Raw genomic sequence first — 25920 nt, forward strand, 5'->3', positions numbered from 1 at the left:
ATGTGCAAAAAATATATGCTGATCATGCGGCAACCACCCCTATTCATCCCGAAGTGAGGGATACGATGATCGATGTATTAACGAACAACTTTGGAAATCCATCAAGCATCCACCACTTCGGTCGGCAGGCGAGAAAACAATTGGATGAGTCACGAGCACAGCTGGCTTCTACCATAGGGGCGTCGCCTGATGAATTGATCCTAACCAGTGGCGGAACAGAAGCAGACAACTTAGCCATCATTGGCTTTGCTAAAGCCTACCGTGATACTGGAACCCACATTATTACAAGTGCTGTTGAACACCATGCTGTGCTGCATACGTGTGAGAGACTCGAAAAAGAGGGATTTCAGGTCACTTACTTGCCAGTAGATGAGAAGGGAATGGTGAGTGCCAGTGATTTGGAATCGGCTATAACAGAAGATACCATTTTGGTCTCCATTATGCATGGGAATAATGAGACGGGAACTGTACAACCAGTGGAAGAACTGGCACGAATAGCTAATGAGAACCACGTGGCGTTTCATACAGATGCAGTCCAAACCTACGGACACATTCCTATCGATGTAACCGAAATTGGTATAACACTTTTATCTGTCTCATCCCATAAAATAAATGGGCCAAATGGTGCAGGTTTTTTGTATGTGAAAAAAGGTACACGATTAACTCCGTCTTTCACTGGCGGGGAACAAGAAAGAAAAAGACGGGCAGGTACGGAAAATTTAGCAGCCATCGCGGGTTTTGCAAAAGCTGCAGAAATCACTCACCGTCATTTTACGGAACGTGCGGAAGCTTCCCAACAGTTAACCAACTACTTTTTGGAGAGGCTTCGAGCGGAAGAAGTGGAGTATGAAATAAACGGAACAGAGGAAAGAAGGCTCCCTCATATCGTTAATGTATATTTGCCTGGTATACAAGTAGAATCCTTTCTCGTACAACTCGACTTTAAAGGTATTGCTGCTTCCAGTGGTTCTGCTTGTACTGCGGGCTCAGTAGAACCATCTCATGTACTTGAGGCCATGTTCAAAGATAGAGATAGGGCACTATCTTCTGTAAGGTTCAGTTTTGGAACGAATAATACGCTAGAAGAAATGGAATATATCGCTCGTGAAATAAAAAATATAATACAGAGATAGACGAGTTACTATGTTAGAGTTTTATCCCACATTTGTTTATAGGAAAGGGGGAAATATAATGACAAAAAGACCTGAAGAAACAAGAGTTATCGTCGGTATGTCGGGAGGAGTCGATTCTTCAGTTACAGCCGCACTTTTAAAAGATCAAGGATATGAAGTGATTGGTATCTTCATGAAAAACTGGGATGATACGGATGAAAACGGGGTATGCACGGCGACTGAGGATTATGATGATGTTATCAAAGTTTGTAACCAACTCGATATTCCTTATTATGCCGTTAACTTCGAAGAAAAATATTGGGATCATGTATTCACTTATTTTCTTGATGAGTATAAAGCAGGAAGAACGCCTAACCCGGACGTCATGTGTAATAAAGAAATAAAATTTAAGGCATTTTTAGACCATGCCCTTTCACTTGGTGCAGATTATTTAGCTACTGGTCATTATGCTCAAGTACGTCGACAGGAAGATGGCTTCGTTGAATTAGTGCGCGGAACAGATACGAATAAAGATCAGACGTATTTTCTTCATCAATTGAATCAGGAGCAGCTAAGCCACGTTATGTTTCCACTTGGACATCTAGATAAAAAAGAAGTACGGAAGATAGCGGAAGAAAAAAACTTAGCTACTGCCAGAAAAAAAGACAGTACAGGTATTTGCTTTATTGGAGAAAGAAACTTTAAAGAGTTTCTTAAAAATTACCTGCCCGCACAATCAGGACAGATGGTGACTCCCGAGGGAGAGGTAAAAGGTCAACATGATGGTTTAATGTATTATACGATTGGCCAGCGCCAAGGACTCGGCATCGGAGGAGCTGGAGAACCATGGTTCGTGTTAGATAAAGACTTGGAAAGTAATACTCTTATCGTCGGACAAGGGTATCATCATCCTCGTCTATACTCAGAAGGTTTGGTAGCTTCCGGGCTTCACTTGATATCTGGTCAATCAATGAATGAACCAATAACTTGTACTGCTAAGTTTCGTTACCGTCAGCCAGATCAAGAAGTTACTGTCTATCCGGAAGAAAATGGGGAAACTAGAATAATATTCTCTGAGCCACAACGCGCTATTACACCGGGACAATCAGTTGTTCTTTATGATGGCGACACTTGTCTGGGCGGAGGTACAATTGAAAAAGCACTAAAAACAAGGGAGAGCGTAGGGATGTAGTGCGTTTTCCCTTTTTTATATAGACAGTCCTGAGGAACACGAAAAAAAGGAGAGGGTTACCATGGATATTAATGAACAAGCTGTAGAAGCACTGAAAAACGGGGAATTGGAGAAAGCAGCGGAACTATTAAATAAAGCGATAGAATCAGAACCTGAAAATCCCTTGCCGTATATTAATTTCGGCAATTTACTAGCAGAAATGAATGAGAGCGAAAAAGCATTAAATTTTTATCAAAAAGCATTAGAGCTAGATAGCGAAGCTGCAGCAGCTTACTATGGAGCAGGAAACGTCTTATATAACGCTGAAAAATATGCGGAAGCACTGACGATGTATCAACAGTCTCATAAAGCAGGGCTTGACGATGAGAGTCTTCATTATATGATGGGGTTGACGTACTATCAGTCGGGAAGGCTCCCTCATGCTATGGCCTCGTTACAGAGGGCGCTCGAAATGAATCCTGATGACACAGAAGCTCGCTTTTATTATGGTCTTTGTCTTGCTCAGTTGGAACAAGTAGAAGAAGCGGTTCCTCAATTTCTCGAAGTAATAAAGCAAGATGACCAACACGCTGATGCGTACTATAATTTAGGTGTCGCATATATGTATAAAGATGGGGCAGAAAAAGCAATCCCATATTTTGAGAAAGCGATATCGATTCAACCGGATCACATGTTAGCATTAAACGGTAAAGAAATGGCAAAAAGCATGCTCGAGGAATAATCCGGAGGTTTATCATGAATTCATTTGAAGAGGACAGGCTATCCGAGTCTTACCTAATCGGAACGGTGCTTCACATTATTTTCAGGAATGAAGAAAATGGTTATACAGTGATAAAAGTAAAGGTGAAGGAGTCAGAACCTGCCCTGGACGAGAAGAAAGTCACTGTTGTTGGCCATTTTCCAGCCATTGAAAAAGAAGAGCGGTACCGTTTCGAGGGAGAGTTAAAAGAACATCCTCGTTATGGTAAGCAGTATCAGGCCTATATTTATAAAAAAGATTTGCCTACAGAGAGGGAAGCCTTAATTTCATATCTTTCCAGTGAGCGCTTCACAGGTATCGGCAAAAAGACAGCAGAGCGTCTCATTGATACTTATGGCACGAATGTTATCTCCGGCGTCCTGAATCAACCGGATAAATTAAAAGAAATACCTGGGCTGAATGAAGAAAAACGTAAGACATTATATCGGGAACTGATGGAAAATCAAGGAATGGAACATGCCATGACCATGCTTTCGCGGTTTGGCTTTGGGATGGAATTATCGGTCAAAATCTATAATACGTACAAGGAAGAGACAATTGATATTATTCAGCATACCCCTTATCAACTTGTATGGGATGTAGAGGGAGTTGGCTTTTATAAAGCTGACAGGCTGGGAAAAAGCCTTGGTATTCAACCAAATGACCAGGAACGTGTGAAAGCAGGCCTGCTTTATGTATTATATGAAAAAACAATGCAGGAGGGCCATGTTTATTTCCCGAGAAGAGAAGTGTTAAAAGAAGCACAGGCGTTGCTGAATGAAGGAAACAATCAGGTAGATGTAACTGATTTGGACACTGCTGTTCTTCAGTTAGTAGAAGAAGATAAATTAATAGAGGAAGAGGAACGGATATATATCCCCTCTCTCTACTTTGCTGAAAAAGGAGTAGTTACGAAAGTTACGAAAATGTTAGAAGAGGATCAGAGAGATGTATTTTCTGAGTCAGAATTTTTGCAGGCTCTTGGTGAAACGGAAGAAGAATTCGGCATTGAATATGCGGAACAACAGCGTGAAGCTATTTATAAGGCTATTCATTCTAACATTATGATTTTAACCGGAGGTCCTGGGACTGGGAAAACCACTGTAATACGTGCGATAGTGGATATTTATGCCAAGCTGAACGGTTTTTCTTTAGATCGTTCGACGTATCGCAAAGGAGAAAGATTTCCTGTGTTACTGGCTGCTCCAACCGGTCGAGCAGCAAAAAGGATGAAAGAGTCAACGGGTTTGGAAGCTTCTACCATACATAAATTATTAGGTTTCAATGGAGAAGAGGAAGAAGATCCTTTTGAGAAAAATGAACAGCAGCCTCTTGAAGGTAGTCTTTTAATTGTGGACGAAGTGTCGATGGTAGACATGTGGCTTGCCAATCAGTTATTGCGTGCTGTCCCCGATGAAATGAAAGTTATAATCGTTGGAGATGAAGATCAACTTCCTTCCGTAGGGCCCGGACAAGTACTAAGAGACCTTTTACAAACGAAGTTGATTCCGACCGTAGAGCTTTCTGTTGTGTACAGGCAGGCAGAAGGTTCTTCAATTATTGATTTGGCACACACTATTAAAAAAGGATATTTACCAGATGATATGCAAACGCCTTATTCTGACAGACGCTTCTTTCCGTGCTCGAAACTGCAAACTGCACAAGTGATTGAGCAAGTTTGTGCAGGAGCTTTAAAAAAGGGATATTCTCCGCTCGACATTCAAGTACTTGCCCCGATGTATCGTGGGTCAGCAGGGGTCAATCTCTTAAATGAAACGCTCCAGAAGCTATTTAATCCTCATGAAGAGAAAAAAAGGAAAGTTAGTTTTGGAGATACCACTTATTCAAAAGGGGATGTCGTGTTACAACTTGTAAATGACCCGGAAAAGGAAGTATACAATGGAGACAGAGGGGTAATTGAAGCTATCTTTGAGGCGAAAGAAACAGTCGATAAACAAATGCAGATTGTCATTTCGTTTGAAGGCAAGGAAGTAACATATTCAAGACAAGAGCTGAAGCAAATTATGCTTGCGTATTGTTCATCTATTCACAAAGCCCAGGGCAGTGAATTTCCGATTGTGATCGTACCTATGCTTATGTCGTATCGCAGGATGTTGCAACGAAACTTATTATATACAGCAATAACAAGAGCGCAAGACTATTTAATTCTTTGCGGGGAAAGAGAAGCTATTCAGTTTGCTGTAGACAAAGATAATCGAGATGGCCGTTTCACCACGTTGGTGGAGAAGTTTCTCCATGCTGCGGGGGAAAGCCCTTCGTGAAAATATGAAAGTATAGACACTGTAAGGAAAGGACAGAATGGATAACAATCATCTGGAAAAGGGTAGGTTATCCATTATGAATTGTCCATATTGTCAATCAAAAACGACCGGAAAGATTGGAACTGAACATTATTATTGTTGGGAATGCTTTGTAGAGTGGACATATGAAGGAGAAAAAATTACACTTTACCAAGTGGAAGAGGATGGTTCTCTTTGTTGCCTAAATGATTTATTTGGAGAAAAGTTTTATCTAGAAAAAGGAAGTTGATGGAGAACTATTTAGATCAAACCCCCTAATGAACATCTTAAAGGTTAGTTGGAGAGAAGCACATAAATTGTTCGGAAGTAACTCATCTTAATAGTAGGATCGTTGCTACGAAGTGTTTCACTCTATAGGAGACAGTGAGAAAAACATTGCTTTCTATGTCTGTACCGATGCGATGGAACAAGGGGGATGTTGATTGATAAGGGAGAAGGAATGGGATTGGTTTCGACGTTTGTTAATCCTTATGATAGCACTATCTGTCTTATATTTAATTAGTTTGTTAAAGCCTCTCTGGGTATATGTATTTACACTTGCGTGGAAGGTGTTGCTGCCCTTTATTGTGGCGGCCTTCATTTCTTATTTACTGCACCCTCTCGTCACTCTTTTTCAACGAGCTCACATACCAAGATCCCTATCGATTTTACTAGTATATATTGTTTTTTTTGGAGGAGCTGGTTGGTTATTTTGGTACTTTAGCCCAGTTCTGTACTTAGAGACGCAGAGGTTCATAAATCAGCTTCCTTATTACTTCAATCAGGCTTACATTCTGTTTTCAGACTTTCATTATCAGCTCGACCATATGCCTCCCGCGGTCCATGATAGTATCGTCACGGCTCTCGAACAATTAGAAGTGAAGTTAACGAACAGTCTGAATGAGCTTATAAATAAATGGCGGAATATCATTGACATCATCGTATTGCTTCTATTACTTCCTTTCCTTGTCTTTTATTTACTAAAAGACGTACAGGCCATTGAACGACTCGTTAAGAAAATGATTCCGAAAAAATGGCAGGATGAAGGGGAATTATTAGGAGTAGCGACCGACCAAGCGTTAGGGGACTATATTCGAGGTCAATTTATGGTTGCGGGTTCGGTTGGTCTTTTGTCTCTCTTTGGACTTTGGTTTCTTGATATTCCAAATGCTATATTATTAGGGATTTTTATCGGAGTCACCGATATTATTCCGTATTTTGGCCCGATATTAGGCGCGGTACCAGCGTTAATGGTAGCAGCTTCCGTCTCGACAAATAAAATGATAGCTGTCCTTCTGCTGCTCCTAATTATTCAACAGTTGGAGGGTAACTTCTTATCTCCTTACGTGGTAGGAAGGAATGTTCGCTTACATCCGCTAGTGATTGTTTTTGCTTTAATATTAGGTTTTGAAATAGCAGGCATCGTCGGCTTGCTTGTTGCTGTTCCTTTATTTGTCGTAGGAAATAATGTTTTTCATTCTTTTCGGGAGAGACAGGAAAATTAATATAGGAATAGGGTTTGACACGACAGTACTTTTTTTATAATGTAAAAGAAAATACTATGGCGAAAGATATCCATTCTTCTACTATTTTAATAAGGTAAAACAGTGATAGGAAAAGTATGTTGGGGCCCTCTGTACAGAGACTGTTTCCAAAGCTGAGAGGAAACGGCGGAGAAGTTCAACAGAAAGCTAGCCTGGAGTGCGGGTGAAAACCGCCGTCTACCTGCGTTAAAGGGATAAGTTGACAAGCAGTTAAGCCTGCTTGTAAACAGGGTGGTACCGCGAGTGAACCTCGTCCCTGACAGGGGAGGGGGTTTTTTGTATTGCACGTTACTTTATAGGAATTTGTTTTTATCGGTTCTGTAAAATTTGTTGGGTTCTTAATCATTTTTCTACGGGTTGGATGGCTCTCTAGGCTCGCTTGCCGCGGGCAACGCTTCAACTTCCTCGGCAGCGCACACCGCTGCCTGCGGGATTTTACTGCCACAGGATGTGGTGGCTTCTACGTTGCACACAGGACGTGTGCGATTTTAGTAGAAGTTCCTCTGTTGCTTTTCCCGCAGGCGTCTCACCTAATCGCCATCAACCTTATTTAAGAAATGGAAGAATCTAATCCTTTTCACCCCAACATTTTCTTTAGAACCTTTTTATCACGTTAAGTTGTTCATTTGTACAAAGTTGGAGGGAAAATACGATGAAAAAATTAGCTTCTCAACAAGTAAGACAGATGTTTTTAGATTTTTTTAAAGAAAAAGGACATGCCATCGAACCCAGCGCTTCATTAGTACCACAGGATGATCCTACTTTGCTATGGATTAATAGTGGTGTTGCCACGTTAAAGAAGTATTTTGATGGCAGGGTAGTACCTGATAATCCACGTATAGTGAATGCGCAAAAATCCATTCGGACGAACGATATTGACAATGTCGGAAAAACTGCGAGACATCATACCTTTTTTGAAATGCTTGGTAACTTTTCGATAGGCGACTATTTTAAAAAAGAAGCAATTGAATGGGCGTGGGAATTTTTGACAGATGAAAAATGGATTGGGTTTGATAAAGAGCGTCTGTCTGTCACGATTCATCCTGATGATGATGAAGCCTTTGATTTATGGAAAAACCTCGTAGGAGTACCAGAAAATCGAATTATACATCTAAAGGAAAATTTTTGGGACATAGGGGAAGGGCCAAGTGGTCCTAATACGGAGATATTTTACGACCGAGGACCGTCTTATGGGGACGATCCAAATGATCCGGAGTTGTTCCCAGGAGGAGAGAACGAAAGATATTTAGAAATATGGAATTTAGTATTCTCTCAATATAACCATAATGCGGATGGTACTTATACACCACTTCCTAAGAAAAATATAGATACAGGAATGGGACTTGAACGAATCGTGTCAGTCATACAAGATGCGAAAACGAATTACGATACAGATCTGTTTATACCCATCATAAAAAAAGTAGAAGACATATCAGAAGTTAAATATGGTTCGGAGGATAACAAAGATGTGGCATTTAAGGTAATAGCCGACCATATCAGGACAGTTAGCTTTGCTATAGGGGATGGTGCCTTACCATCGAATGAAGGAAGAGGCTATGTATTAAGAAGGCTTCTTCGGCGTGCGGTACGGTATGCGAAACAGTTAGGGATTGAGCGTCCATTCATGTATGAATTAGTGCCAACAGTTGGTAATATAATGGAAGATTACTACCCTGAAGTACAAAGGAAAGAAGCATTCATCCAGAAGGTAATAAAAAATGAAGAAGAACGTTTCCATGAGACGTTAAGTGATGGATTAGCTATTTTGTCACAAGTGATGGAGAAAGCTAAAGCAAATCGTGAAACCGTGATTTCCGGTAAAGATGTTTTTACTCTGTATGATACCTATGGATTTCCAGTCGACTTGACAGAGGAATATGTGACAGAGCAAGGCTTTTCTATTGACCATGAAGCCTTTGAAAAGGAAATGCAGGCTCAAAGAGACAGGGCTAGAGCAGCTAGAAAAGACGAAGGCTCCATGCAGGTTCAAAATACGATTCTCTCTGATATAACGGAAAACAGTGAGTTTGTAGGGTATGATCATTTGGAGACAGAGTCTAGCGTTGTAGTTATGATTCATGATCAAGAATTAGTGGACACCGTATCGGCTGGTATGACGGCACAAGTTATTTTGGATAAAACACCGTTTTATGCAGAAAGCGGGGGACAAGTCGCAGATCAAGGAACGTTAAAAAGTGAGAAAGCAAACGCCAAAGTTATCGATGTGCAACGAGCTCCGAACGGACAGCATCTCCATACTATTGAGGTAATAGATGGGACCCTCAGAAAAGGGGCTGCAGTAAGGGCTCTGGTAGAAGAGAGCGGACGTGTTGATATTGTGAAAAACCATACTGCGACTCATTTATTACACCAGGCATTAAAAGATGTATTGGGAGATCATGTAAACCAATCGGGTTCATTAGTCTCCGGTGATCGCTTACGCTTTGACTTTTCTCATTTTGGACAAGTGAAAGAAGAAGAAATATATGAAATTGAGACCATTGTCAATGAAAAAGTATGGCGCGCTATCCCGGTTGTTATTGAGGAGAAGAAATTAGAGGAAGCAAAAGCGATGGGGGCTACAGCTCTGTTTGGTGAAAAATATGGGGATGATGTCCGTGTCGTACAAGTAGGTGATTATAGTATTGAACTATGCGGCGGTTGCCACGTGAGGAACACAGCAGAGATCGGAATGTTTAAAATAGTAACGGAGGCTGGAATAGGTGCGGGTATCCGCAGAATAGAAGCGGTTACAGGGAAACAAGCTTATGAATATATGAATGATCAACTTGAATTATTGAAAGAAGCAGGGGAAAAACTAAAAGTAAAATCAGTACAAGAAGTACCGAATCGTGTGGATGCATTGCAGCGACAACTTCGGGAAGTTCAGCAGGAAAATGAGTCTCTTGCAGCGAAACTTGGTAATATAGAAGCAAAAAATCTTTCCGCTGAAGTGGAAGAAGTAGAAGGGATAAAGCTCATTGCAAGAGAAATAGAAGCAGCTGACATGGATGCCCTTCGTAACACAGTGGATGAATTAAAACAGCAGATTGGCTCTGGAATTGTTGTACTTGGCACGGTGAATAACGGAAAAGTAAACCTCGCGGCAGGAGTGACAAAAGATCTCATAGAAAAAGGCTACAAAGCAGGAGATATCGTGAAAGAGGCTGCCTCCATTTGCGGAGGAGGCGGTGGTGGCCGTCCTGACATGGCCCAAGCTGGCGGGAAAAATGCAGATAAGCTACCTGAAGCTTTGAGTTCCGTGAAGGATATGATAAAATCCATTTCCTAATAGGAATAATTGATGTACAATAAGGGCAAGATGTGGAAAGTAATGGCGGTTCTTTTCCTTCATTCGCTCACTTGAGGAGGTGTATGGGATGGGTTCTAACGACAACACTATGAAATTTAATGTTCAAGAAGAAAACGTAGCTGCTAATGCTCAAGAAGTGATGTTTACCGTTTACGATGCACTTGAAGAAAAAGGATACAATCCTATAAATCAGATTGTAGGCTACTTGTTGTCCGGTGATCCTGCATACATTCCCAGACATAGAGAAGCACGTACGCTGATTCGAAAATTGGAAAGGGATGAACTCATTGAGGAATTAGTGAGGTCATACCTAAAGCGTAATGGGAAGGATCATGGATGAAAATTTTAGCGTTGGATGTAGGAATGAAAAGAATCGGTGTCGCTGTTTCTGATGAATTAGGATGGACGGCCCAAGGGCTTGAAACAATTCATGTGAAAGGTGATTCACCGCTTGAAGCATTTGGCAGGATTAACGAATTAATGAAAGAACAAAGCACTGATGAAATTGTAATCGGTCTGCCTAAAAACATGGATGGAACCATTGGCCCGCGTGGAGAACAATGTCAAGAATTTGCTGCTCAATTAGAAAGCGAACTAGGTGCGACCGTTCACATGTACGATGAGAGATTGACGACACAAGCAGCAGAGCGAACATTAATCGAAGCGGATGTGAGCAGGAAAAAACGCAAAAAAGTCGTGGATAAAATGGCAGCTGTCATGATTCTTCAAGGCTTTCTTGAACAAAATCAGTCTAAGATGAAGTAACGGAGGGTGAATCGATGGCTCAGGAAGAAAATGAAAGAATTGTCATTCCAGATGAGGAAGGCAACGAGCACCTCTTTGATGTGTTATTTACATTTGATGTGGATGAGACCGGAAAATCGTATATTGTCCTAACGGAAGCAGGAGAAGAGGAAAACGAAGAAGAAACAGAAGTATTTGCTTTTCGTTTTGAAGATGATGGAGAAGAGGACTCGGACATTTCCTTATTTCCAATCGAGACAGACGAAGAATGGGACATGGTAGAAGAGATGGTAGAGACATTCAGTGCAGGAGAAATGGAATGATCCCGGCATATGCGCTGGAATAATGAATGGATATTGCCATTAAAGGGGAAATCTCTTTAATGGCTTTATTTCTGTTAAGGATAGGAAGCTCTCTCACGTATGTTCTAAGATAGGAATATATAACTTACGATTCGATGAAATATTGTATAATATAGACGGTATAGGGGAAAGGAGGGCTTTATGTCAGAGAATCAATCCAATGACACGTTTCATGAAAGAGCGAGACAAGCAAAAGTTGTTAGAAAAGTAGTTGCTATTATTATTAGTGTACTTGTATTAGTAGTTATTGTTGTAGGTGTAGGTGGTTATTTATACATACATTCTGCGTTACAGCCGGTTGATGAAGAAAGCGAGCAAACGGTAACAGTAGATATTCCGATAGGCTCAAGTCCCGCTTCGATTGGTGAATTGCTTGAAGAAAAAGAAATTATTAGAAATGGTACAATTTTTAGGTATTATGTTACGTATAAAAATGAACAAGGACTTCAAGCAGGAGAGTATGAATTGTCCCCATCCATGGAAATAGATGAAATTATCCAGTCCTTAAAAGAAGGAAAGGTCATCCAAGAAGCGGAACTCACATTTACGATCCCTGAAGGAACTTGGTTGGAAGGTATTGTAGAGACCATCGCAGAATCATCCTCTTACGAAGAAGAGGATATTATGGAATTGTTGAACGATCCTTCTTATTTGGAAAAATTAATAGATAAATATGACTTTATAAACGAAGCCATATTAAAAGACGATATTCGCTATCCGTTAGAAGGATATATATTTCCGGCCAGGTATGATTATTATGAAGAAAACACTGAGCTGCCGGCTATAATAGAAAAAATGATAGAGCGTATGGAAAGTGAGTTAAAGCCTTTATCTGAGGAACTGGAAGAATCGGATTTATCGGTTCATGAGCTTCTTACACTGGCTTCTATCGTGGAAAGAGAAGCGCGAAATGAGGAAGATCGTCCTATCATTGCTGGTGTCCTTTTCAATCGACTGGAAGAGGGTATGAGGTTAGAAGTTGATCCTACGGTTGCATATGCAATTGGGGAACACCGCTATATGACATCCTATGAGGATTTAGAAGCAGAATCACCATATAACACCTACCGTTATGAAGGAATGCCTCCTGGCCCCATAGCAAGCCCAGGTCTACCTTCTATAGAGGCAGTGTTAACCCCAGATGATAATGAGTATCTATACTTTTATGCTCGCCCGAATGGAGAAGTCATTTACAACAAAGAGTATGAAGATCATGTAGAGATCCAGGAGAAATATAGAAGTGAATGGGAAGAAGGTATGGATAATTAACAGGAGATTGATATATGTATAATCAGGAAGAATTGAAAAAGTATCTTCAATACATGAACCAGGAAAGCAACCCTCTGTTCTTAGCGATGGAAGCATACGCCGCGGAAAATAAAATTCCTATTATGGAAAAAGAGGCGTTAGATGTGATGCTTCAACTATTACAACTCCATAATAGCAAGCGAATTCTCGAAATTGGGACGGCTATTGGGTATTCTGCTTTAAAAATGGCTTCTGCTCTACCTGATGCCCATGTTGTTTCCCTAGAAAGGGACGCGGCTCGCTATGAAAAAGCCCAGGAGTTCCGACACCAAACGTCTTTAAGTAATCAAACAACATTTTATTTAACAGATGCCTTGGAAAATGAACTTATGTTTGAAAATAACCAGGAGTTTGATGTATTATTTATTGATGCAGCGAAGGGAAAAAATAAAGAATTTCTCACAAAGTATTTACCTTTGCTCACAGAAAATGCCCTCGTTATTACGGATAACGTATTTTTCAAAGGAATGGTGGCCGGAGGAGTGGAGATTCCAAAAAGATTCCTTCCGATGGTAAGGAAATTAAGGGATTATAATGAATGGTTGAGAAATCACGAGGAGTTCCAAACCCGCTTTCTAGCGGTTGGTGATGGCATAGCAGTCAGCAAAAAAATATAGCATGCATGTACCAGTAGTTTTGGTCATAGTTTAAAAATGACAAAGGACGAACTGGCAGCACTTAGAAAAAGAGGAGTGGCGATAAAATGGCAGAAGAAAAACAACATTACATGACAGAAGATGGGAAAAAGAAGTTAGAAGAGGAGCTTGAGTACTTAAAAACAGAACGACGTCAAGAGGTTGTAGAACGTATTAAGATAGCAAGAAGTTTTGGTGATCTCTCGGAGAACTCCGAATACGATGCGGCGAAAGATGAGCAAGCATTCGTAGAAGGACGCATTAGTCAAATCGAAAAAATGTTAAAAAATGCTTCTATTATTGAAGAAGACAACACGAATAATACGGAAGTGGCTTTAGGAAAATCTGTAAAGTTTAAAGAGTTACCTGACGGGGAAGAGGAAGAGTATACCATTGTGGGAAGTGCAGAATCCGATCCTCTAGAAGGTAAAATTTCCAATGACTCACCGATGGCTAAGTCTCTCCTTGGACGACAAGTAGGAGAGTTGGTTACCGTGAGTACACCTGGTGGAGATATTGAAGTGGAAATCATGGAAGTCAAGTAACGTTTGAAAACGAGCGAGAAACAAGCAGCTCTCCTGGATGCTGCTTGTTTTTCATTTACATATTAAGTGTGAGACAAACTGTAGACAGCCTCGTTTCAATAAGAGCTTCCTAAGTGCGCAAACACCGTTAATTAACCTTACAGCTATGTTATGAAGCACATGCGCAAAACGGTAGGACTTTTGAAATTTTTAAAAGCAGCTTATACCATTTAATTGTTATGTGAAATCTTAAAAATCGTTACTTTTTTGCTCTGTTTCCTTCCAATCCACTATATTATAATAAAGAAGAATCGATATTGGAGCAGATGGCAGGTGAATACGTATGAAGGATAACAATGAATTTGGCGAGAAAACGCGATATGACATGAGAAGAAAAAGAAACATGAACCGAATTCTTAACATTTCAATCGTTGTGGTAGGAGGTCTTATTTTATTTTTTGCTGCCCAACTCTTCTTTACTGGTGAGGATCAAGCAAGCGAAGAAGACCAAATGAACGATAGTCAAGAGGAGACTGAACCAGCAAATGAGGAGGATTCCATAGCGGGTCCTGATAATCAACCTGACAACGAAAATACGAATGTAGAAAATGAGACAAACGAACAAGATGCGCAGCAAGAGGAATCTCAAAACGAAAACTCGAATGAGACAAGTGAAGACGAGCAACAAGATGAAGAATCGAACAATGAGTCCGATGTAGGTGACCCGACAGGAGAAGGCAAATGGGAACCTGTTGGGACAGAACAATCAGGAGCATATCAACCTGACTTTTCAAAAGGAAGTCAAAATTGGAACGAGATGGAAAACGCTCTTCAATATGCTACTGGTTTGAATGAAAACAACATGATTATTTGGTGGTTGGAAAACGGCGGTGGAAATGTAGCTATAGGGACAGTGAGTGATCATCAGAACCAGTCTCGACCATATGAAGTAACAATGGAGTTCGTGGAGAATGAAGGATGGAAACCGACAAAGGTAGAGGTATTAGACTCCAATCCTTATCGGTAATGACTAGAAGAAATACAGGATAAGAAAGGAATCATAGACATGAAAATAGGAATAATTGGCGCAATGGATAAAGAAGTAGAGTTATTAAAATCCAAGCTCGATGACAGAAAAGATGAAGAAATAGGAGGATGCTATTTTCACTCCGGTACTCTTCAAGGTCAGGAAGCAGTGCTTGTAAAATCAGGTATAGGGAAAGTGAATGCAGCAATCAGCACTGCTCTCCTATTACATCAATACAAAACGGATGCTGTTATTAATACCGGATCTGCAGGGGGACTAGACCCTGAACTGGAAGTTGGTGATGTGGTGATCTCAAATGAAGTCAGGTACAATGACGTGGATGCGACGGTGTTTGGGTATGAATATGGGCAAGTTCCACAGCTCCCTGCGAAGTTTCCTGCTGATAAGGAATTGCTGGATGTAGCATTAACATGTGCTCAGAATGGAACGGTTCATGCAACAGAAGGACTTATTCTTTCTGGAGACTCCTTTATGAGTGATGAAAAGAGAATAGATTTTTTGAAAAATACCTTCACAGAACCTCGGTGCGCTGAAATGGAGGCAGGGGCTATTGCTCAGGTCTGTTACCGTTTTGACCAGCCATTCGTTATAATTCGTGCCCTCAGCGATATAGCAGGAAAAGAAGCAAAAGAGACATATGATCAGTTTTTAGAAAAAGCCTCTGTCCACTCCGCTAATTTAGTGTTGGCTATGATTGATAAATTGCATTCCTAAGTTGAAACGCGCTTGTTCATAGTAACAAGACGTTACAACATGTGCCAAATAGAAGGGTGTTTGAATAACGTTTCCTCTTCTTGCTGGATTATTTCATCGTATATTATATAAAAATCGCCGCTATCGTATGAGGATGTGCTATTCCTACCTATACGAAAGCTGGCGATTTTTATATGGTGAGATTTACTTATTTCGGAAATCTTGGGCGCTCAGATGGTGAGTCGGCTGAACACTGGATGGACAATCAGCTGTTTCTGTTACTTGTATAGGAGACATACGAAAGATGATTGAGCGCTCAACTTTCATAAATCTCTTCGGCGAAGTGCTTAATGATCCGGGCGGTGATACCCCATATAATATAGTTTTGATAATAATAAAAATATTCCGGTACAAATCCTTTATTCCACGGATAATTTTTTCCACCTGGGATGCTTCCATATGGGAAGTCCTCACCTGGTTGTACGGATAACTCAACATCATATCGTTCGGGATCATGAGAGAGAAAGAAAGACAATGGAACAGAGAACAATTCATCGACTTCTTCCTTATTTGGTGAAAAAGCAGTCGTGTTTAAAACCCCGGAAAAAGGAAATATTACTTGATTGAAAGGGGAGACGATACGATCTAATTTTCCGAGCAACGTCACTTGATTTTCAGAAATACCTACTTCCTCGCATAATTCCCGAATAGCTGCTGCTTGAGGAGAGGCGTCTTGTCTATCTATCTTCCCTCCTGGAAAACAAATCTCTCCCGGTTGGCGTTTCATATGTTTAGCTCTAACTTCAAACAGAACTTCCAAGCCCTCTTTTTTCTCTATGATAGGTATAATAACCGCATATTTTCTCATATAGCGTTCCTCTATTATCCCTTGTTCTCTATTCTTTAATCGTTGGATAACGGTTTCTTTACTAATTCTCACGGCGAGTATTCCACCTTTATTCTTTGCTAAGTTAATCATAACAGAGATTTTGTATAAACTCATCTGTTATGCAGAGTGGATAGGCTCCGAGTTCTCTCGATGCAGGTGTTTCACATGAGCGTAGTGTTTGTAAAAGGATGAAATGTGGTAAGGAATAATAGAAGTGATAAAAGGAGGCTATCATAATATGCCTAAATTTAATAAAAAAGAGTATGTTAGTGAAAAATCTCGTTCCGTAAAGGATAAGTTAAATGACACACCCCCTTCAGCTTATGAAGATCATATTCCGCTAGAAGAATTAAAAGATGACGAAATTGAAAATAGAAAAAAAGAGAACACAAAAAATACTTCTTCCACACAGAGGAAAGAAGTAGATTAACGGAACGATTTCGTTCATCATTGTAGGATCCTTCTTCGAATGGAGTGGCATTTTGTCCACTCCATTTTTTTAATATAGCTAATGAATGTATGAGTTATTCAAAGATAATCTTCTATATGGTAAGATTTAACTACAACACCAAAGAGGGTAGGTTATCTAGGAGTGGAGACATACGAAATGTATTATTCAATGAAACAAAAGTTTGAAAAAGAACTTGGGCGTGAGTTAAAACGAGAAGAAGAGCAATTAATTAATGAAATGCTTCGTAAACAGTTGGAGGAAAATGAAAGAGGTCTTCATTAAAAAGATTGGAAAGTTTAACATTCCATATAGCGGTTCTTCTGCTAGAAACGCAAACGTCCTGTTTGCAATGCAAAAGTCAACGCATCCTTCGTAAGCCAACGCAGAAGTCAGAACACCGTGTACTAGCTAACGCAAAAGGCAGCGCATCCTGTGCAAGCCAGATCGCTTTCGCTTTTCTTATGAAAGTGATGTTGGACAAACAACACATCTCCTCTTCAAGCATATGATAAATAGAGCAGGAAGGTTTGAAAGGGGAGATGCGAATTGTCCGGCATTTTGGCTGCAGCTGTTTATTTCATTAAAGAACTGGCCTTGTTTGTATCCTATGTTAAAAATAACGCGTTTCCGCAGCCCTTGTCGAAAGAAGAAGAGAAAAAACATCTAAAAAAATTGCAGCAAGGTAGTCAAGAATCAAGAAATATATTAATTGAACATAATTTGCGGTTAGTAGCACACATCGTAAAAAAATTCGAAAACACGAGAGAAGATACGGAAGATCTCATTTCTATCGGAACCATTGGGCTTATCAAAGGGATTGAAAGTTATTCTCCAGATAAAGGTACGAAACTAGCTACCTACGCAGCACGGTGTGTAGAAAATGAAATACTTATGCATCTTCGGGCATTGAAAAAAGTAAAGAAAGATATTTCTTTATATGATCCTATTGGGAGCGATAAAGAGGGAAATGAAATTTCTTTAATGGACGTATTGCAAGAAGAGGGGCCGGAAGTCGCAGATATCATTCAATTAAAGATGGAAAAGTCGCAAATGTATCAATTTATGGGCGTGTTAGATGAGAGAGAAAAAGGAGTAATTGTTAGCAGGTTTGGTCTCGAAAAGAAAAAAGAAAAAACACAGAGAGAAATAGCAAAGGAACTCGGTATTTCGCGAAGCTATGTTTCCCGTATAGAAAAAAGGGCACTTTTTAAACTCTTTCAGGAATTTTATAAACATCAGAGAAAAATGGGATCATAAAAAAAGATTACTTTCGTGAAGAACAACATGTAAATAAACTGGGGAAGAGACGCAGATTATCGTGTAATCTGCGTCTCTTTCCTACGATCGGTATTAATCGTTTCCCCCGTATAGAAAATATTATGTTTTTAGTTGACAGCATCCTTAAGTTGCTTTCCTGGACGGAAAGCAGGGTTTTTTGTTGCAGGGATTTCAATTTCATCCCCTGTTTGCGGGTTACGACCTTTTCTTGCCGCACGTTCACGTACTTCAAAGCTTCCGAAGCCAACTAATTGAATTTTGTCGCCTTTTTTCAATGTCTCTGTAATGCTGTCGAATACAGCATCTACTGCTTTAGAAGCGTCTTTTTTAGAGATATCTGCTTGCTCTGCTACAGAATTGATTAGATCTGTCTTGTTCATGAAAAAACTCCCTTTCATTCCTAATATAGAGACTGTACAATACAAATTTACTCATGAAATCCTTGATATGTCAAGTGTTGGCGGGTAATTTGACTAATGTGTAAGCTTATTTCTTACCATTATTTCCGAATAACAAAAATTTAAAACGGATGACAGATGAATTTTCAGCTAGAATGAGTGATTTAAGATAAGTCTTTTTTTGTTTTTTTCTTTCTTAAGTCATCTTGTGTACTTGACTCCCAAAGAGAGACGCCTGTGTTATGTGCAGCTCTCGAAATAAGATGGCCTCCAACTGGTGCTGTTGCAAAAACAAAGAGAATGGCTAAAAGAATGCGGGCACTAACATATCCATCCACTAGACCAAAGAATAAGAAGAGAGCTAACAAAATACACATCACTCCCAATGTGGCAGCCTTTGTAGAAGCATGGAGACGTGTGTATACATCAGGGAGCCTAATGACCCCTATAGCACTAATTAAGCTTAAGAGGGCGCCAATAAGAACGAGAACTCCTATCATTATATTGCTAATCTCGTTTACGCTCAATCACAACACCCTTTTCTATGAATTTGGAGAAACCCACTGTACCAATAAAAGCTAGTATAGCAAGTAGAAGTATAACTTCTAAGAACGCGGTTGTATTTAATATTAAAGACATGACAGCAGCCAGGCTGATGAGGTTAATCCCTATCATGTCAAGGGCTACTACCCGATCGGGAGCAGAAGGACCTGTTATTACTCTATACAGAGTTATTAAGATGGAGAGAGCAATAATTGCGGCGGATATATTAATTAGCATGTGAAACATTACGCTCTCACCTCCTGAATAGCCTTGATAAAGGAATTCTCGATTTGTCGTTTTTCGTCATTCACGTCTTCTAAGTCAAGGGAGTGGATATATAATGTCTTGCTGTCCGGAGAGACGTCTACGACCAATGTTCCTGGTGTTAAGGTGATTAGACATGACAACAAAGTGACTTCCCAATCGTCTTTTAAATCTATATCCATAGCAAATATACCAGGTCGGATGTCTAGTCGGGGACGTAATACTTGACTAACGACTTGAATAGTTGACAAAAATAATTCTTTAATAAAGATCAGGATTAGCTTAATAATCGCTATGAATGTAATAAAGTAAAAACGTTTGGGAAAGAAACCTCTCACCAAATATAGAATACCAAGCCCGATGACATAACCGCTTAGAAAAGAGACGAATGTCCAACTGTTATTGAGAAACATCCACGTGAAAGCCATGATTAAGTTGATAATTATTTGTATCGCCATATGATTCTACTCCTTTAAAACGGCTTCAATATAAATTTCTGGTTGAAGCAGTGTGGTTGCCGCGATGTCAACCAAAGGATAAAGCAGCTCTGCTCCTAGACCGACAAGTACGGATAGTGCTATTAAAAGCGCGCTCGGCCATAGCAATCCTTTTGCGGTAGAAAATTGGTCAGGTCTCTCCAGCGTCGGTTTCCCAAAAAAACCGTTTAAGAAGATACGGATCATGGAATAAAGAACGAGAAGACTTGATATCATCATCGTCGCAACAAGCCAATAGTCCCCAGCATTTGCACCACCTTGGATTAATAGAAGTTTGCCTATAAATCCACTTAACGGAGGAACACCTACTAATGACATAACAGCAACAAAAAACATCCATCCCAGCGCCGGGTAATATTTAATAATTCCTCCCATTTTCTTCAGCTTGCTTGTCCCTGCAACAAATACCAAAGTACCGACTAAGAGAAATAGGGCCGCTTTAATGATCATGTCATGAATCAGATAAAAGATAGCTCCATTGAATCCACTGTCATTTAATACAGATACGCCGAACAGAACATAACCCACTGCTACAATAACATTGTAGACAAGTATTTTGAAAACATCTTGGTGGGCAATCGCTCCGATCACACCAGCAATCATAGTAATCCCAGCTAATATACCAAGCAAAGTATGAGTAAATGCGGTGTCGTTCACAAAGATAAGGGAATAGGTCCGAAACAATGAATATATACCTACCTTTGTTAACAAGGCTCCAAATATAGCTGCAATCGCAGGAGGAGGCGCAGCATAAGAGCCGGGAAGCCAAAAGTATAGAGGAAACAATGCCCCTTTGAGACCGAACACAATTAAAAACATGACCGCAATCACGGTAAGAATAGGAACGGTCTCATCAAGACTGCCAATTCTTTCTGATAAATGAGCCATGTTCAACGTTCCTGTCACGGCGTATAAATAAGCCACTGCTCCTACAAATAAAGCAGAAGAAATAACATTCACCAATACATATTTAAACGATTCACGTAATTGTACCTTCGTACCGCCATGAACGATAAGTATGTAGGAAGCAATAAGCATTACTTCAAAAAATACAAAAAGGTTAAATATGTCTCCTGTTATAAAAGCCCCTGACACCCCTGTTATCAGGAAATAATAAAAGGAATAATAATAAAATTTCTCTCTTTCTCTGCCAATGGAACGAAAGGAGTACAAAAGAACGGGAAGACTAAGGACTGACGTAGTTGTTACTAATAAGAGAGCAAGCATATCTCCCACAAGCACGATGCCAAAGGGGGGAGTCCAGCCTCCCAATTCTAACGTTCGGATACCATTTTGATACACATCCAGAACAAGGAAGATATTAACAGCAATGAGGACGATGCCTGCGATGATACTAATAGTACGTTGCGCTGTTATTTTTTTAGGAATAAGCAACAAAATGGTTCCGGTCAACAATGGTATTAATATAGGTGCTATTAAGATGTTAATCATGTGCATCAGGCCCTCTCAATCCATCGGTGTCGTCCGTCCCTGTCACTTTATAAGCTCTGTAGCCAAGCACGAGGAAAAAAGATGTAACACCAAAACTAATTACAATTGCAGTTAGGATTAACGCTTGTGGAAGCGGATCCGTATAATTAGAAGCTTCGAGTCCGAGCAGTGGCGGTGCCCCTGTTTTTAAGCCAGCCATGGTTAAGAGAAGGAGGTGGGCTCCGTGACTAATTACACTGGTGCCAACAATAATACGAATCATATTTTTGGACAGAACCAAATAGGTTCCGGCCATGAATAAAACACCAGCCACAATAGACATAACAATTTCCATTATCGATCCTCCCCTATTGTTTGAATGATGGTAAGCGTTACGGCAACTACGACCAAATAGACACCAAGATCAAACAGTAAGGCAGTAGCCAACTCTACTTCTCCCAATATAGGAAGCGTAAAGTATCCAAAAGTGTGGGATAAAAATGGGACGCCAAATAAGAAAGATCCCACAGCAGTCAAGACAGCGATGAGCAGCCCGACTGCTATTAAAATTTTATAGTCGATAGGCAGGATCCGCTTTACTGTATCCAAATCAAAAGCCAGCATGAGGAGGACAACGGCAGAACTAGTCATCAGACCTCCAATGAAGCCTCCTCCCGGGTTATGATGTCCATTAAAGAACATAAAAACAGAAAATACCAGAATAATAAACACCAATACTTTGGTTGCTGTTTGAACTACGACATCATTCGGTCTCATAAGCGATCTCTCCCAGCAAGCCTTAATTTAATCATTGTAAAGATTCCTAGTGCAGCAATCCCTAGTACTAAAATTTCAAATAACGTATCTGTACCCCGGAAATCTACAAGGATGACATTCACCATGTTTTTTCCACCAGCAAGATCATAACTAGCTTCAGGGAAAAATCCAGATATTGATTCGAATAAACGAGTCCCATTAGCTGAAATACCAATTAATGTGATAGTGATACCGACTGCCAATGAAACAATAAAGTTTCCTGTTTGAAAGCGCACTTTTTTTAAGTCTTTTGTAATGTTAGGTAAGTGATAGAAGCACAGTAAAAACAGCGCGACCGAAACAGTTTCAATAATAAGCTGGGTTAAAGCTAAATCCGGGGCGCGGAAAATGACAAAAAACAGTGCAACTGTATAACCTGTAACACCAAGACTAATGAGCACAGTCATCCGCTTTGATGCAAACATAACAGTCAGGGCTGAGAAAATCAGCATCGCTGCAAGGATAAGTTCATGCACGCTTACGGGAGCTGTGTTGTCTGTAGTTAACGTTAAGGCATCCTTACCAAATAACGTAGCAATTAGGATAGCTGTAAAGAAAATAAATATATACACGAGGTAATGTCTTATCGACCCCGTCATATACAAGCCTGTTATACGGCTCGCAGCTCTCTCTCCAGTAAAAAGAGTTTGGTCATACAGCTTGTTAAAAGACAACGTTTCGGGGAAGAGGCTGTAGACACCTGACCATTTCCGAATGCTCAAATACAATAATGACCCTAACGCTACGACACCCAATGTCATAAATAACTCTAGGGTCCAGCCATGCCAAAAGTAGATGTCCACGTGAAATTGTTCTCCATTGGCCAATACAGACGGGAGAATGGACGCCATAGCCGGGGCGATGACTGTATAAGATAATATGTTTGGAAAAAATCCAAACACAATAACCAGACTAATTAACACAAGAGGTGAAATTAGCATTCCAAACGGTGCTTCATGAGGCTTAGAAGGCAGTTTGTTAAGCTGCAGCTTCCCGCCAAAGGTTTTAAACACAATAATCATGCTGTATATAAATGTAAATATGCTTGCTATCCAAGCTACAATTGGAAAGACAATTCCAATTGTATCCACACTAAACAAGTTGAACGTCGTAATATTTAGCATTGCCGTAAAAAACATTTCTTTACTTAAAAACCCATTAAAAGGTGGCAAGCCGGCCATAGAAAAACTGCCGATGACGGCAATGGTGAACGTAATCGGCATAACCGTCATTAAACCTCCGAGATGACGGATATCACGAGTGCCTGTCTCATGGTCAACGATACCAACCATCATAAACAGACTGCCTTTGAAAGTAGCATGGTTTATCAAATGAAATAAAGCGGCAGCTGTAGCTCCTATGTATAAGTTATTATCGATACTATCAAAGTGTAAAGCAGCTGCCCCTACGCCTAGCATCGATAGTATCATTCCCAGCTGACTGACAGTAGAATATGCAAGAATTGCTTTCAAGTCAGTGTGACGTACTGCTGAAAAAGAACCCCAAAACAGGGTAGTTATTCCAAACCCTGCCACGAGCCAAAGCCATTCTCCACTAAAAGCAAAAACAGGACTAAGGCGGGCCACTAAATAAATACCTGCCTTTACCATAGTAGCAGAGTGTAAGTAGGCGCTGACTGGAGTCGGTGCTTCCATAGCGTCGGGTAACCATATATGAAATGGGAATTGAGCTGATTTTGTAAACGCTCCCAGCAATATGAGCAGCATAGCCGGCAAAAATAATGGATGGTTTAATATTTCACTGGAAGAGGCAGCTATTTCTTGAATGCTGAACGTATTCGTCATTTGATACAGAAGCACAATCCCTACAAGCATGGCAAAACCGCCAAGCATCGTGATTAGCATCGATTTTAAAGCGCCATAACGGGATTTTTCTCGTTCGTACCAGTACGAAATAAGTAGAAATGAAGAAATGCTTGTGATTTCCCAAAACGTATAAAGAACAATCAAATTATCAGATAAAACAACCCCAAGCATTGCACCCATAAACATTAATAAATAAACATAAAAATTATTGAGAGATTCTTTCTCTTTTGAAAGATAATAGATGGAATATAAAACGACTAACGATCCAATCCCTGTTATTAATAAAGCAAATAGTAACCCAAGTCCATCTACATATGCCGCGAAGCTAATCCCCAAGGAGGGAATCCAATCAAATACGGCAGTAACGGACTCATTGTTCGAAGTGATAGGCAAAAACTGAATAAAATAAATGAATAACAGAAAGGGGACGAGTAAGACAAACCACCCCGTATGTATTCGTGAAACAAGTTTGTATAAAATGGGCACTAATATAGCAGCTAAAAAAGGAGCTATAATAGCGAAATGCAAGGCTGTGAACATGTAAGGCCTCCTTTGTCATTTTCCGTATCTTTATGTAGTCTTTTCACATTATAACTTAAAATAAATGAGGATGCACCTTGAAAAACCTTGAGAATGAAGGGGATGAAAGGATTATTATATATAGGTAGAGAGCCGGAATTAGAATATTTAATGAATAAAAAAATTGTCGATTCCCGACACTAATTATATAAAGGAGTGTAGGGAATGACGAAAAAAATCATTGGTTCTTTGTTTGTCATCTCCATGGTGTTTACGTGTGGAGCATTTATGAATGAATATGTAGAACAAAAACGTTTGGATAAGTTTCATTCAACAAGTGATCCGCTCGTTCCCTTGGCAAATTCTTATGAAGGAAAAACCATCAACTTAGAACCACGCGAATATGCAACAATAAAAAGCCTTTCCAGTTAAACCACTGGAAAGGCGATATTTTTCAATTTACATTTTATTATCGGCTAATCGATACGGGTCGATAGTTACCCATCAGTAAAGAGCGTTTTCTTAATTCTTTTTCAATCAAAGTTACAAAATCATCTTCCAGTTCCAATTGAATGGCTTTTTCATAGGCTTCTACCAGCAAATCATCTGACAGCTGTTCCATTTAAGAAAAACACCTCCTTACTATAACCGCGCACTCCAATATGGAATATGTACGGTTTAACACACATTTAGTTTAGCATTTTAGTGTTGAGAGAACAATCGTTCGTTTATCCACAATTGTTAGTGGATAAACTGTTTATACATTTAGGATAATTAGCAATAAAGTTAATTACATACGTGTTAATAGTGTTGAAAAAGTTATCCACAAATAAGAGTGTGTAAAAATTTGTCGAAAAGTTTTAGGAATAATAAAGATAACCCTTTTCCTGCTACTAATTGAAAAAAAACGGCATAAACGATATACTTTCAGTTTAGCGGGACGATCGGAAATATATTAAATTAAAGGGTGTCTAAGGTGCTAAAGTATTTTATTCCAAATGAATATATACCTTCAGTTTTTGATTTAGATCTTGAGGAATTACGTGCTAGAAATATTAAAGGAATTATTACAGATTTAGATAACACTTTGGTAGAATGGGACCGGCCGGATGCGACTCCCAAGTTATTGGAATGGCTGAAGCTCATGCGTACGGAAGGCTTCCAAGTTACCATCGTTTCGAATAATAACAAGGAACGAGTGAGCTCATTCTCAGAACCAACGGGCATCCAGTTCATTCATTCGGCTAGAAAACCACTTCGGAGAGCCTTTCTCAAAGCATGTAAACGTATGGGGCTTGCAAAAGATGAAGTCGTGGTGGTCGGAGATCAAGTACTAACAGACGTATTCGGAGGGAACAGAGCTGGTTTTTATACGGTTCTAGTAGTACCTATTGCCTCGACAGACGGATTTTTAACGAGAGTGAACAGAAAAGTGGAAAGAAGGGTCCTTAAGCGTTTGCGAGATAAAGGGCTGATTCAATGGGAGGAATAACC

Annotated in this window: 30 protein-coding genes and 1 other annotated feature; of the genes, 20 read left to right on the plus strand and 10 right to left on the minus strand. The window is 39.9% G+C overall.

Going from position 1 to position 25920, the window contains the following annotated elements:
• Positions 1-2: 2 nt before the first annotated feature.
• The 15 genes from BM095_RS00405 to mtnN all read left to right on the plus strand — a co-directional run bounded on the left by BM095_RS00405 (position 3) and on the right by mtnN (position 15535).
• Positions 3-1133, plus strand: a complete 1131-nt coding sequence (locus BM095_RS00405; protein ID WP_091656029.1) for a cysteine desulfurase family protein — start codon at positions 3-5, stop codon at positions 1131-1133.
• Positions 1134-1191: 58 nt separating this feature from the next.
• A complete protein-coding gene (gene mnmA / locus BM095_RS00410; protein WP_091656031.1) occupies positions 1192-2304 on the plus strand; it encodes a tRNA 2-thiouridine(34) synthase MnmA in 1113 nt (370 codons plus the stop codon).
• 61 nt (positions 2305-2365) lie between these two features.
• The gene (locus BM095_RS00415; RefSeq protein WP_091656032.1) at positions 2366-3025 is read left to right on the plus strand and encodes a tetratricopeptide repeat protein; all 660 of its coding nucleotides are present in this window, start codon (positions 2366-2368) and stop codon (positions 3023-3025) included.
• A gap of 14 nt (positions 3026-3039) precedes the next feature.
• Positions 3040-5325 carry an SF1B family DNA helicase RecD2 gene (gene recD2 / locus BM095_RS00420; RefSeq protein WP_091656034.1) on the plus strand — a complete coding sequence of 762 codons (2286 nt, stop codon included), beginning with the start codon at positions 3040-3042 and terminating at the stop codon, positions 5323-5325.
• Between the two features lie 37 nt (positions 5326-5362).
• On the plus strand, positions 5363-5593 hold the full coding sequence (locus tag BM095_RS00425) for a hypothetical protein (protein WP_245757765.1): 231 nt from the start codon (positions 5363-5365) through the stop codon (positions 5591-5593).
• Between the two features lie 193 nt (positions 5594-5786).
• The gene (locus BM095_RS00430) at positions 5787-6848 is read left to right on the plus strand and encodes an AI-2E family transporter (RefSeq protein WP_091656036.1); all 1062 of its coding nucleotides are present in this window, start codon (positions 5787-5789) and stop codon (positions 6846-6848) included.
• A 93-nt stretch (positions 6849-6941) separates the two neighbouring features.
• Positions 6942-7148 (plus strand) — a binding site (T-box leader).
• A gap of 391 nt (positions 7149-7539) precedes the next feature.
• Positions 7540-10179, plus strand: coding sequence for an alanine--tRNA ligase (gene alaS / locus BM095_RS00435; RefSeq protein WP_091656038.1), 2640 nt, complete (start codon positions 7540-7542; stop codon positions 10177-10179).
• Between the two features lie 88 nt (positions 10180-10267).
• Entirely contained in the window at positions 10268-10540 is a 273-nt protein-coding gene (locus tag BM095_RS00440) for an IreB family regulatory phosphoprotein (protein ID WP_091656040.1), read from the plus strand.
• Positions 10537-10965: a Holliday junction resolvase RuvX gene (gene ruvX / locus BM095_RS00445; protein WP_091656042.1), complete on the plus strand. Its 429-nt coding sequence runs from the start codon at positions 10537-10539 to the stop codon at positions 10963-10965. Before BM095_RS00440 ends, ruvX begins: the two co-directional genes overlap by 4 nt.
• 14 nt (positions 10966-10979) lie before the next feature.
• Positions 10980-11267, plus strand: coding sequence for a DUF1292 domain-containing protein (locus BM095_RS00450; RefSeq protein ID WP_091656044.1), 288 nt, complete (start codon positions 10980-10982; stop codon positions 11265-11267).
• Between the two features lie 180 nt (positions 11268-11447).
• Positions 11448-12575, plus strand: a complete 1128-nt coding sequence (mltG, locus tag BM095_RS00455) for an endolytic transglycosylase MltG (RefSeq protein WP_091656045.1) — start codon at positions 11448-11450, stop codon at positions 12573-12575.
• A 14-nt stretch (positions 12576-12589) separates the two neighbouring features.
• On the plus strand, positions 12590-13231 hold the full coding sequence (locus BM095_RS00460; RefSeq protein ID WP_091656047.1) for an O-methyltransferase: 642 nt from the start codon (positions 12590-12592) through the stop codon (positions 13229-13231).
• Between the two features lie 86 nt (positions 13232-13317).
• Entirely contained in the window at positions 13318-13794 is a 477-nt protein-coding gene (gene greA / locus BM095_RS00465; protein WP_091656049.1) for a transcription elongation factor GreA, read from the plus strand.
• A gap of 322 nt (positions 13795-14116) precedes the next feature.
• Complete coding sequence (locus BM095_RS00470) at positions 14117-14800, plus strand: YrrS family protein (RefSeq protein WP_091656051.1); 684 nt, start codon at positions 14117-14119, stop codon at positions 14798-14800.
• Between the two features lie 39 nt (positions 14801-14839).
• Entirely contained in the window at positions 14840-15535 is a 696-nt protein-coding gene (mtnN, locus tag BM095_RS00475) for a 5'-methylthioadenosine/S-adenosylhomocysteine nucleosidase (protein ID WP_091656053.1), read from the plus strand.
• Between the two features lie 295 nt (positions 15536-15830).
• Here the strand turns inward: mtnN and BM095_RS00480 are convergent, their stop codons facing one another.
• Complete coding sequence (locus BM095_RS00480; protein ID WP_245757766.1) at positions 15831-16454, minus strand: NUDIX hydrolase; 624 nt, start codon at positions 16452-16454, stop codon at positions 15831-15833.
• Positions 16455-16641: 187 nt separating this feature from the next.
• Here BM095_RS00480 and BM095_RS00485 point away from each other — a divergent pair, with 187 nt between their 5' ends.
• From BM095_RS00485 to sigK, 3 genes are all read left to right on the plus strand, one after another.
• Entirely contained in the window at positions 16642-16833 is a 192-nt protein-coding gene (locus BM095_RS00485; RefSeq protein WP_091656054.1) for a hypothetical protein, read from the plus strand.
• Between the two features lie 177 nt (positions 16834-17010).
• Entirely contained in the window at positions 17011-17136 is a 126-nt protein-coding gene (locus BM095_RS16800) for a hypothetical protein (RefSeq protein ID WP_281243851.1), read from the plus strand.
• A 264-nt stretch (positions 17137-17400) separates the two neighbouring features.
• The gene (gene sigK, locus BM095_RS00490; RefSeq protein WP_091656056.1) at positions 17401-18111 is read left to right on the plus strand and encodes an RNA polymerase sporulation sigma factor SigK; all 711 of its coding nucleotides are present in this window, start codon (positions 17401-17403) and stop codon (positions 18109-18111) included.
• Between the two features lie 128 nt (positions 18112-18239).
• On the opposite strand, the gene BM095_RS00495 is transcribed toward sigK, so the two are convergent.
• The 8 genes from BM095_RS00495 to BM095_RS00530 all read right to left on the minus strand — a co-directional run bounded on the left by BM095_RS00495 (position 18240) and on the right by BM095_RS00530 (position 24447).
• Positions 18240-18512, minus strand: a complete 273-nt coding sequence (locus tag BM095_RS00495; RefSeq protein WP_091656058.1) for an HU family DNA-binding protein — start codon at positions 18510-18512, stop codon at positions 18240-18242.
• 182 nt (positions 18513-18694) lie between these two features.
• Positions 18695-19030 carry a monovalent cation/H(+) antiporter subunit G gene (gene mnhG / locus BM095_RS00500; RefSeq protein ID WP_091656060.1) on the minus strand — a complete coding sequence of 112 codons (336 nt, stop codon included), beginning with the start codon at positions 19028-19030 and terminating at the stop codon, positions 18695-18697.
• Positions 19031-19037: 7 nt separating this feature from the next.
• On the minus strand, positions 19038-19310 hold the full coding sequence (locus tag BM095_RS00505; RefSeq protein WP_407639128.1) for a Na(+)/H(+) antiporter subunit F1: 273 nt from the start codon (positions 19308-19310) through the stop codon (positions 19038-19040).
• 8 nt (positions 19311-19318) lie between these two features.
• The gene (locus BM095_RS00510; RefSeq protein WP_091656064.1) at positions 19319-19795 is read right to left on the minus strand and encodes a Na+/H+ antiporter subunit E; all 477 of its coding nucleotides are present in this window, start codon (positions 19793-19795) and stop codon (positions 19319-19321) included.
• Between the two features lie 6 nt (positions 19796-19801).
• The gene (locus BM095_RS00515) at positions 19802-21286 is read right to left on the minus strand and encodes a Na+/H+ antiporter subunit D (protein ID WP_091656066.1); all 1485 of its coding nucleotides are present in this window, start codon (positions 21284-21286) and stop codon (positions 19802-19804) included.
• Positions 21279-21620, minus strand: coding sequence for a Na(+)/H(+) antiporter subunit C (locus BM095_RS00520; protein ID WP_091656068.1), 342 nt, complete (start codon positions 21618-21620; stop codon positions 21279-21281). Before BM095_RS00520 ends, BM095_RS00515 begins: the two co-directional genes overlap by 8 nt.
• A complete protein-coding gene (locus BM095_RS00525) occupies positions 21620-22042 on the minus strand; it encodes a Na(+)/H(+) antiporter subunit B (protein WP_091656070.1) in 423 nt (140 codons plus the stop codon). The genes BM095_RS00520 and BM095_RS00525 overlap by 1 nt, the downstream gene beginning before the upstream one ends.
• Positions 22039-24447 (minus strand): Na+/H+ antiporter subunit A, encoded by a 2409-nt coding sequence (locus BM095_RS00530; RefSeq protein ID WP_091656071.1) that lies wholly within the window; start codon positions 24445-24447, stop codon positions 22039-22041. The genes BM095_RS00525 and BM095_RS00530 overlap by 4 nt, the downstream gene beginning before the upstream one ends.
• A 204-nt stretch (positions 24448-24651) precedes the next feature.
• Between BM095_RS00530 and BM095_RS00535 the strand changes: the two genes are divergently transcribed.
• Positions 24652-24858 (plus strand): hypothetical protein, encoded by a 207-nt coding sequence (locus tag BM095_RS00535; RefSeq protein WP_091656073.1) that lies wholly within the window; start codon positions 24652-24654, stop codon positions 24856-24858.
• A gap of 37 nt (positions 24859-24895) precedes the next feature.
• Here the strand turns inward: BM095_RS00535 and BM095_RS00540 are convergent, their stop codons facing one another.
• Complete coding sequence (locus BM095_RS00540; RefSeq protein ID WP_091656075.1) at positions 24896-25048, minus strand: sporulation histidine kinase inhibitor Sda; 153 nt, start codon at positions 25046-25048, stop codon at positions 24896-24898.
• 354 nt (positions 25049-25402) lie between these two features.
• Here BM095_RS00540 and BM095_RS00545 point away from each other — a divergent pair, with 354 nt between their 5' ends.
• Entirely contained in the window at positions 25403-25918 is a 516-nt protein-coding gene (locus tag BM095_RS00545) for a YqeG family HAD IIIA-type phosphatase (RefSeq protein WP_091656077.1), read from the plus strand.
• The last annotated feature ends 2 nt before the right edge of the window (positions 25919-25920 follow it).

It is taken from the genome of Alteribacillus iranensis (assembly GCF_900113025.1).
GTDB lineage: Bacteria > Bacillota > Bacilli > Bacillales > Marinococcaceae > Alteribacillus_A > Alteribacillus_A iranensis.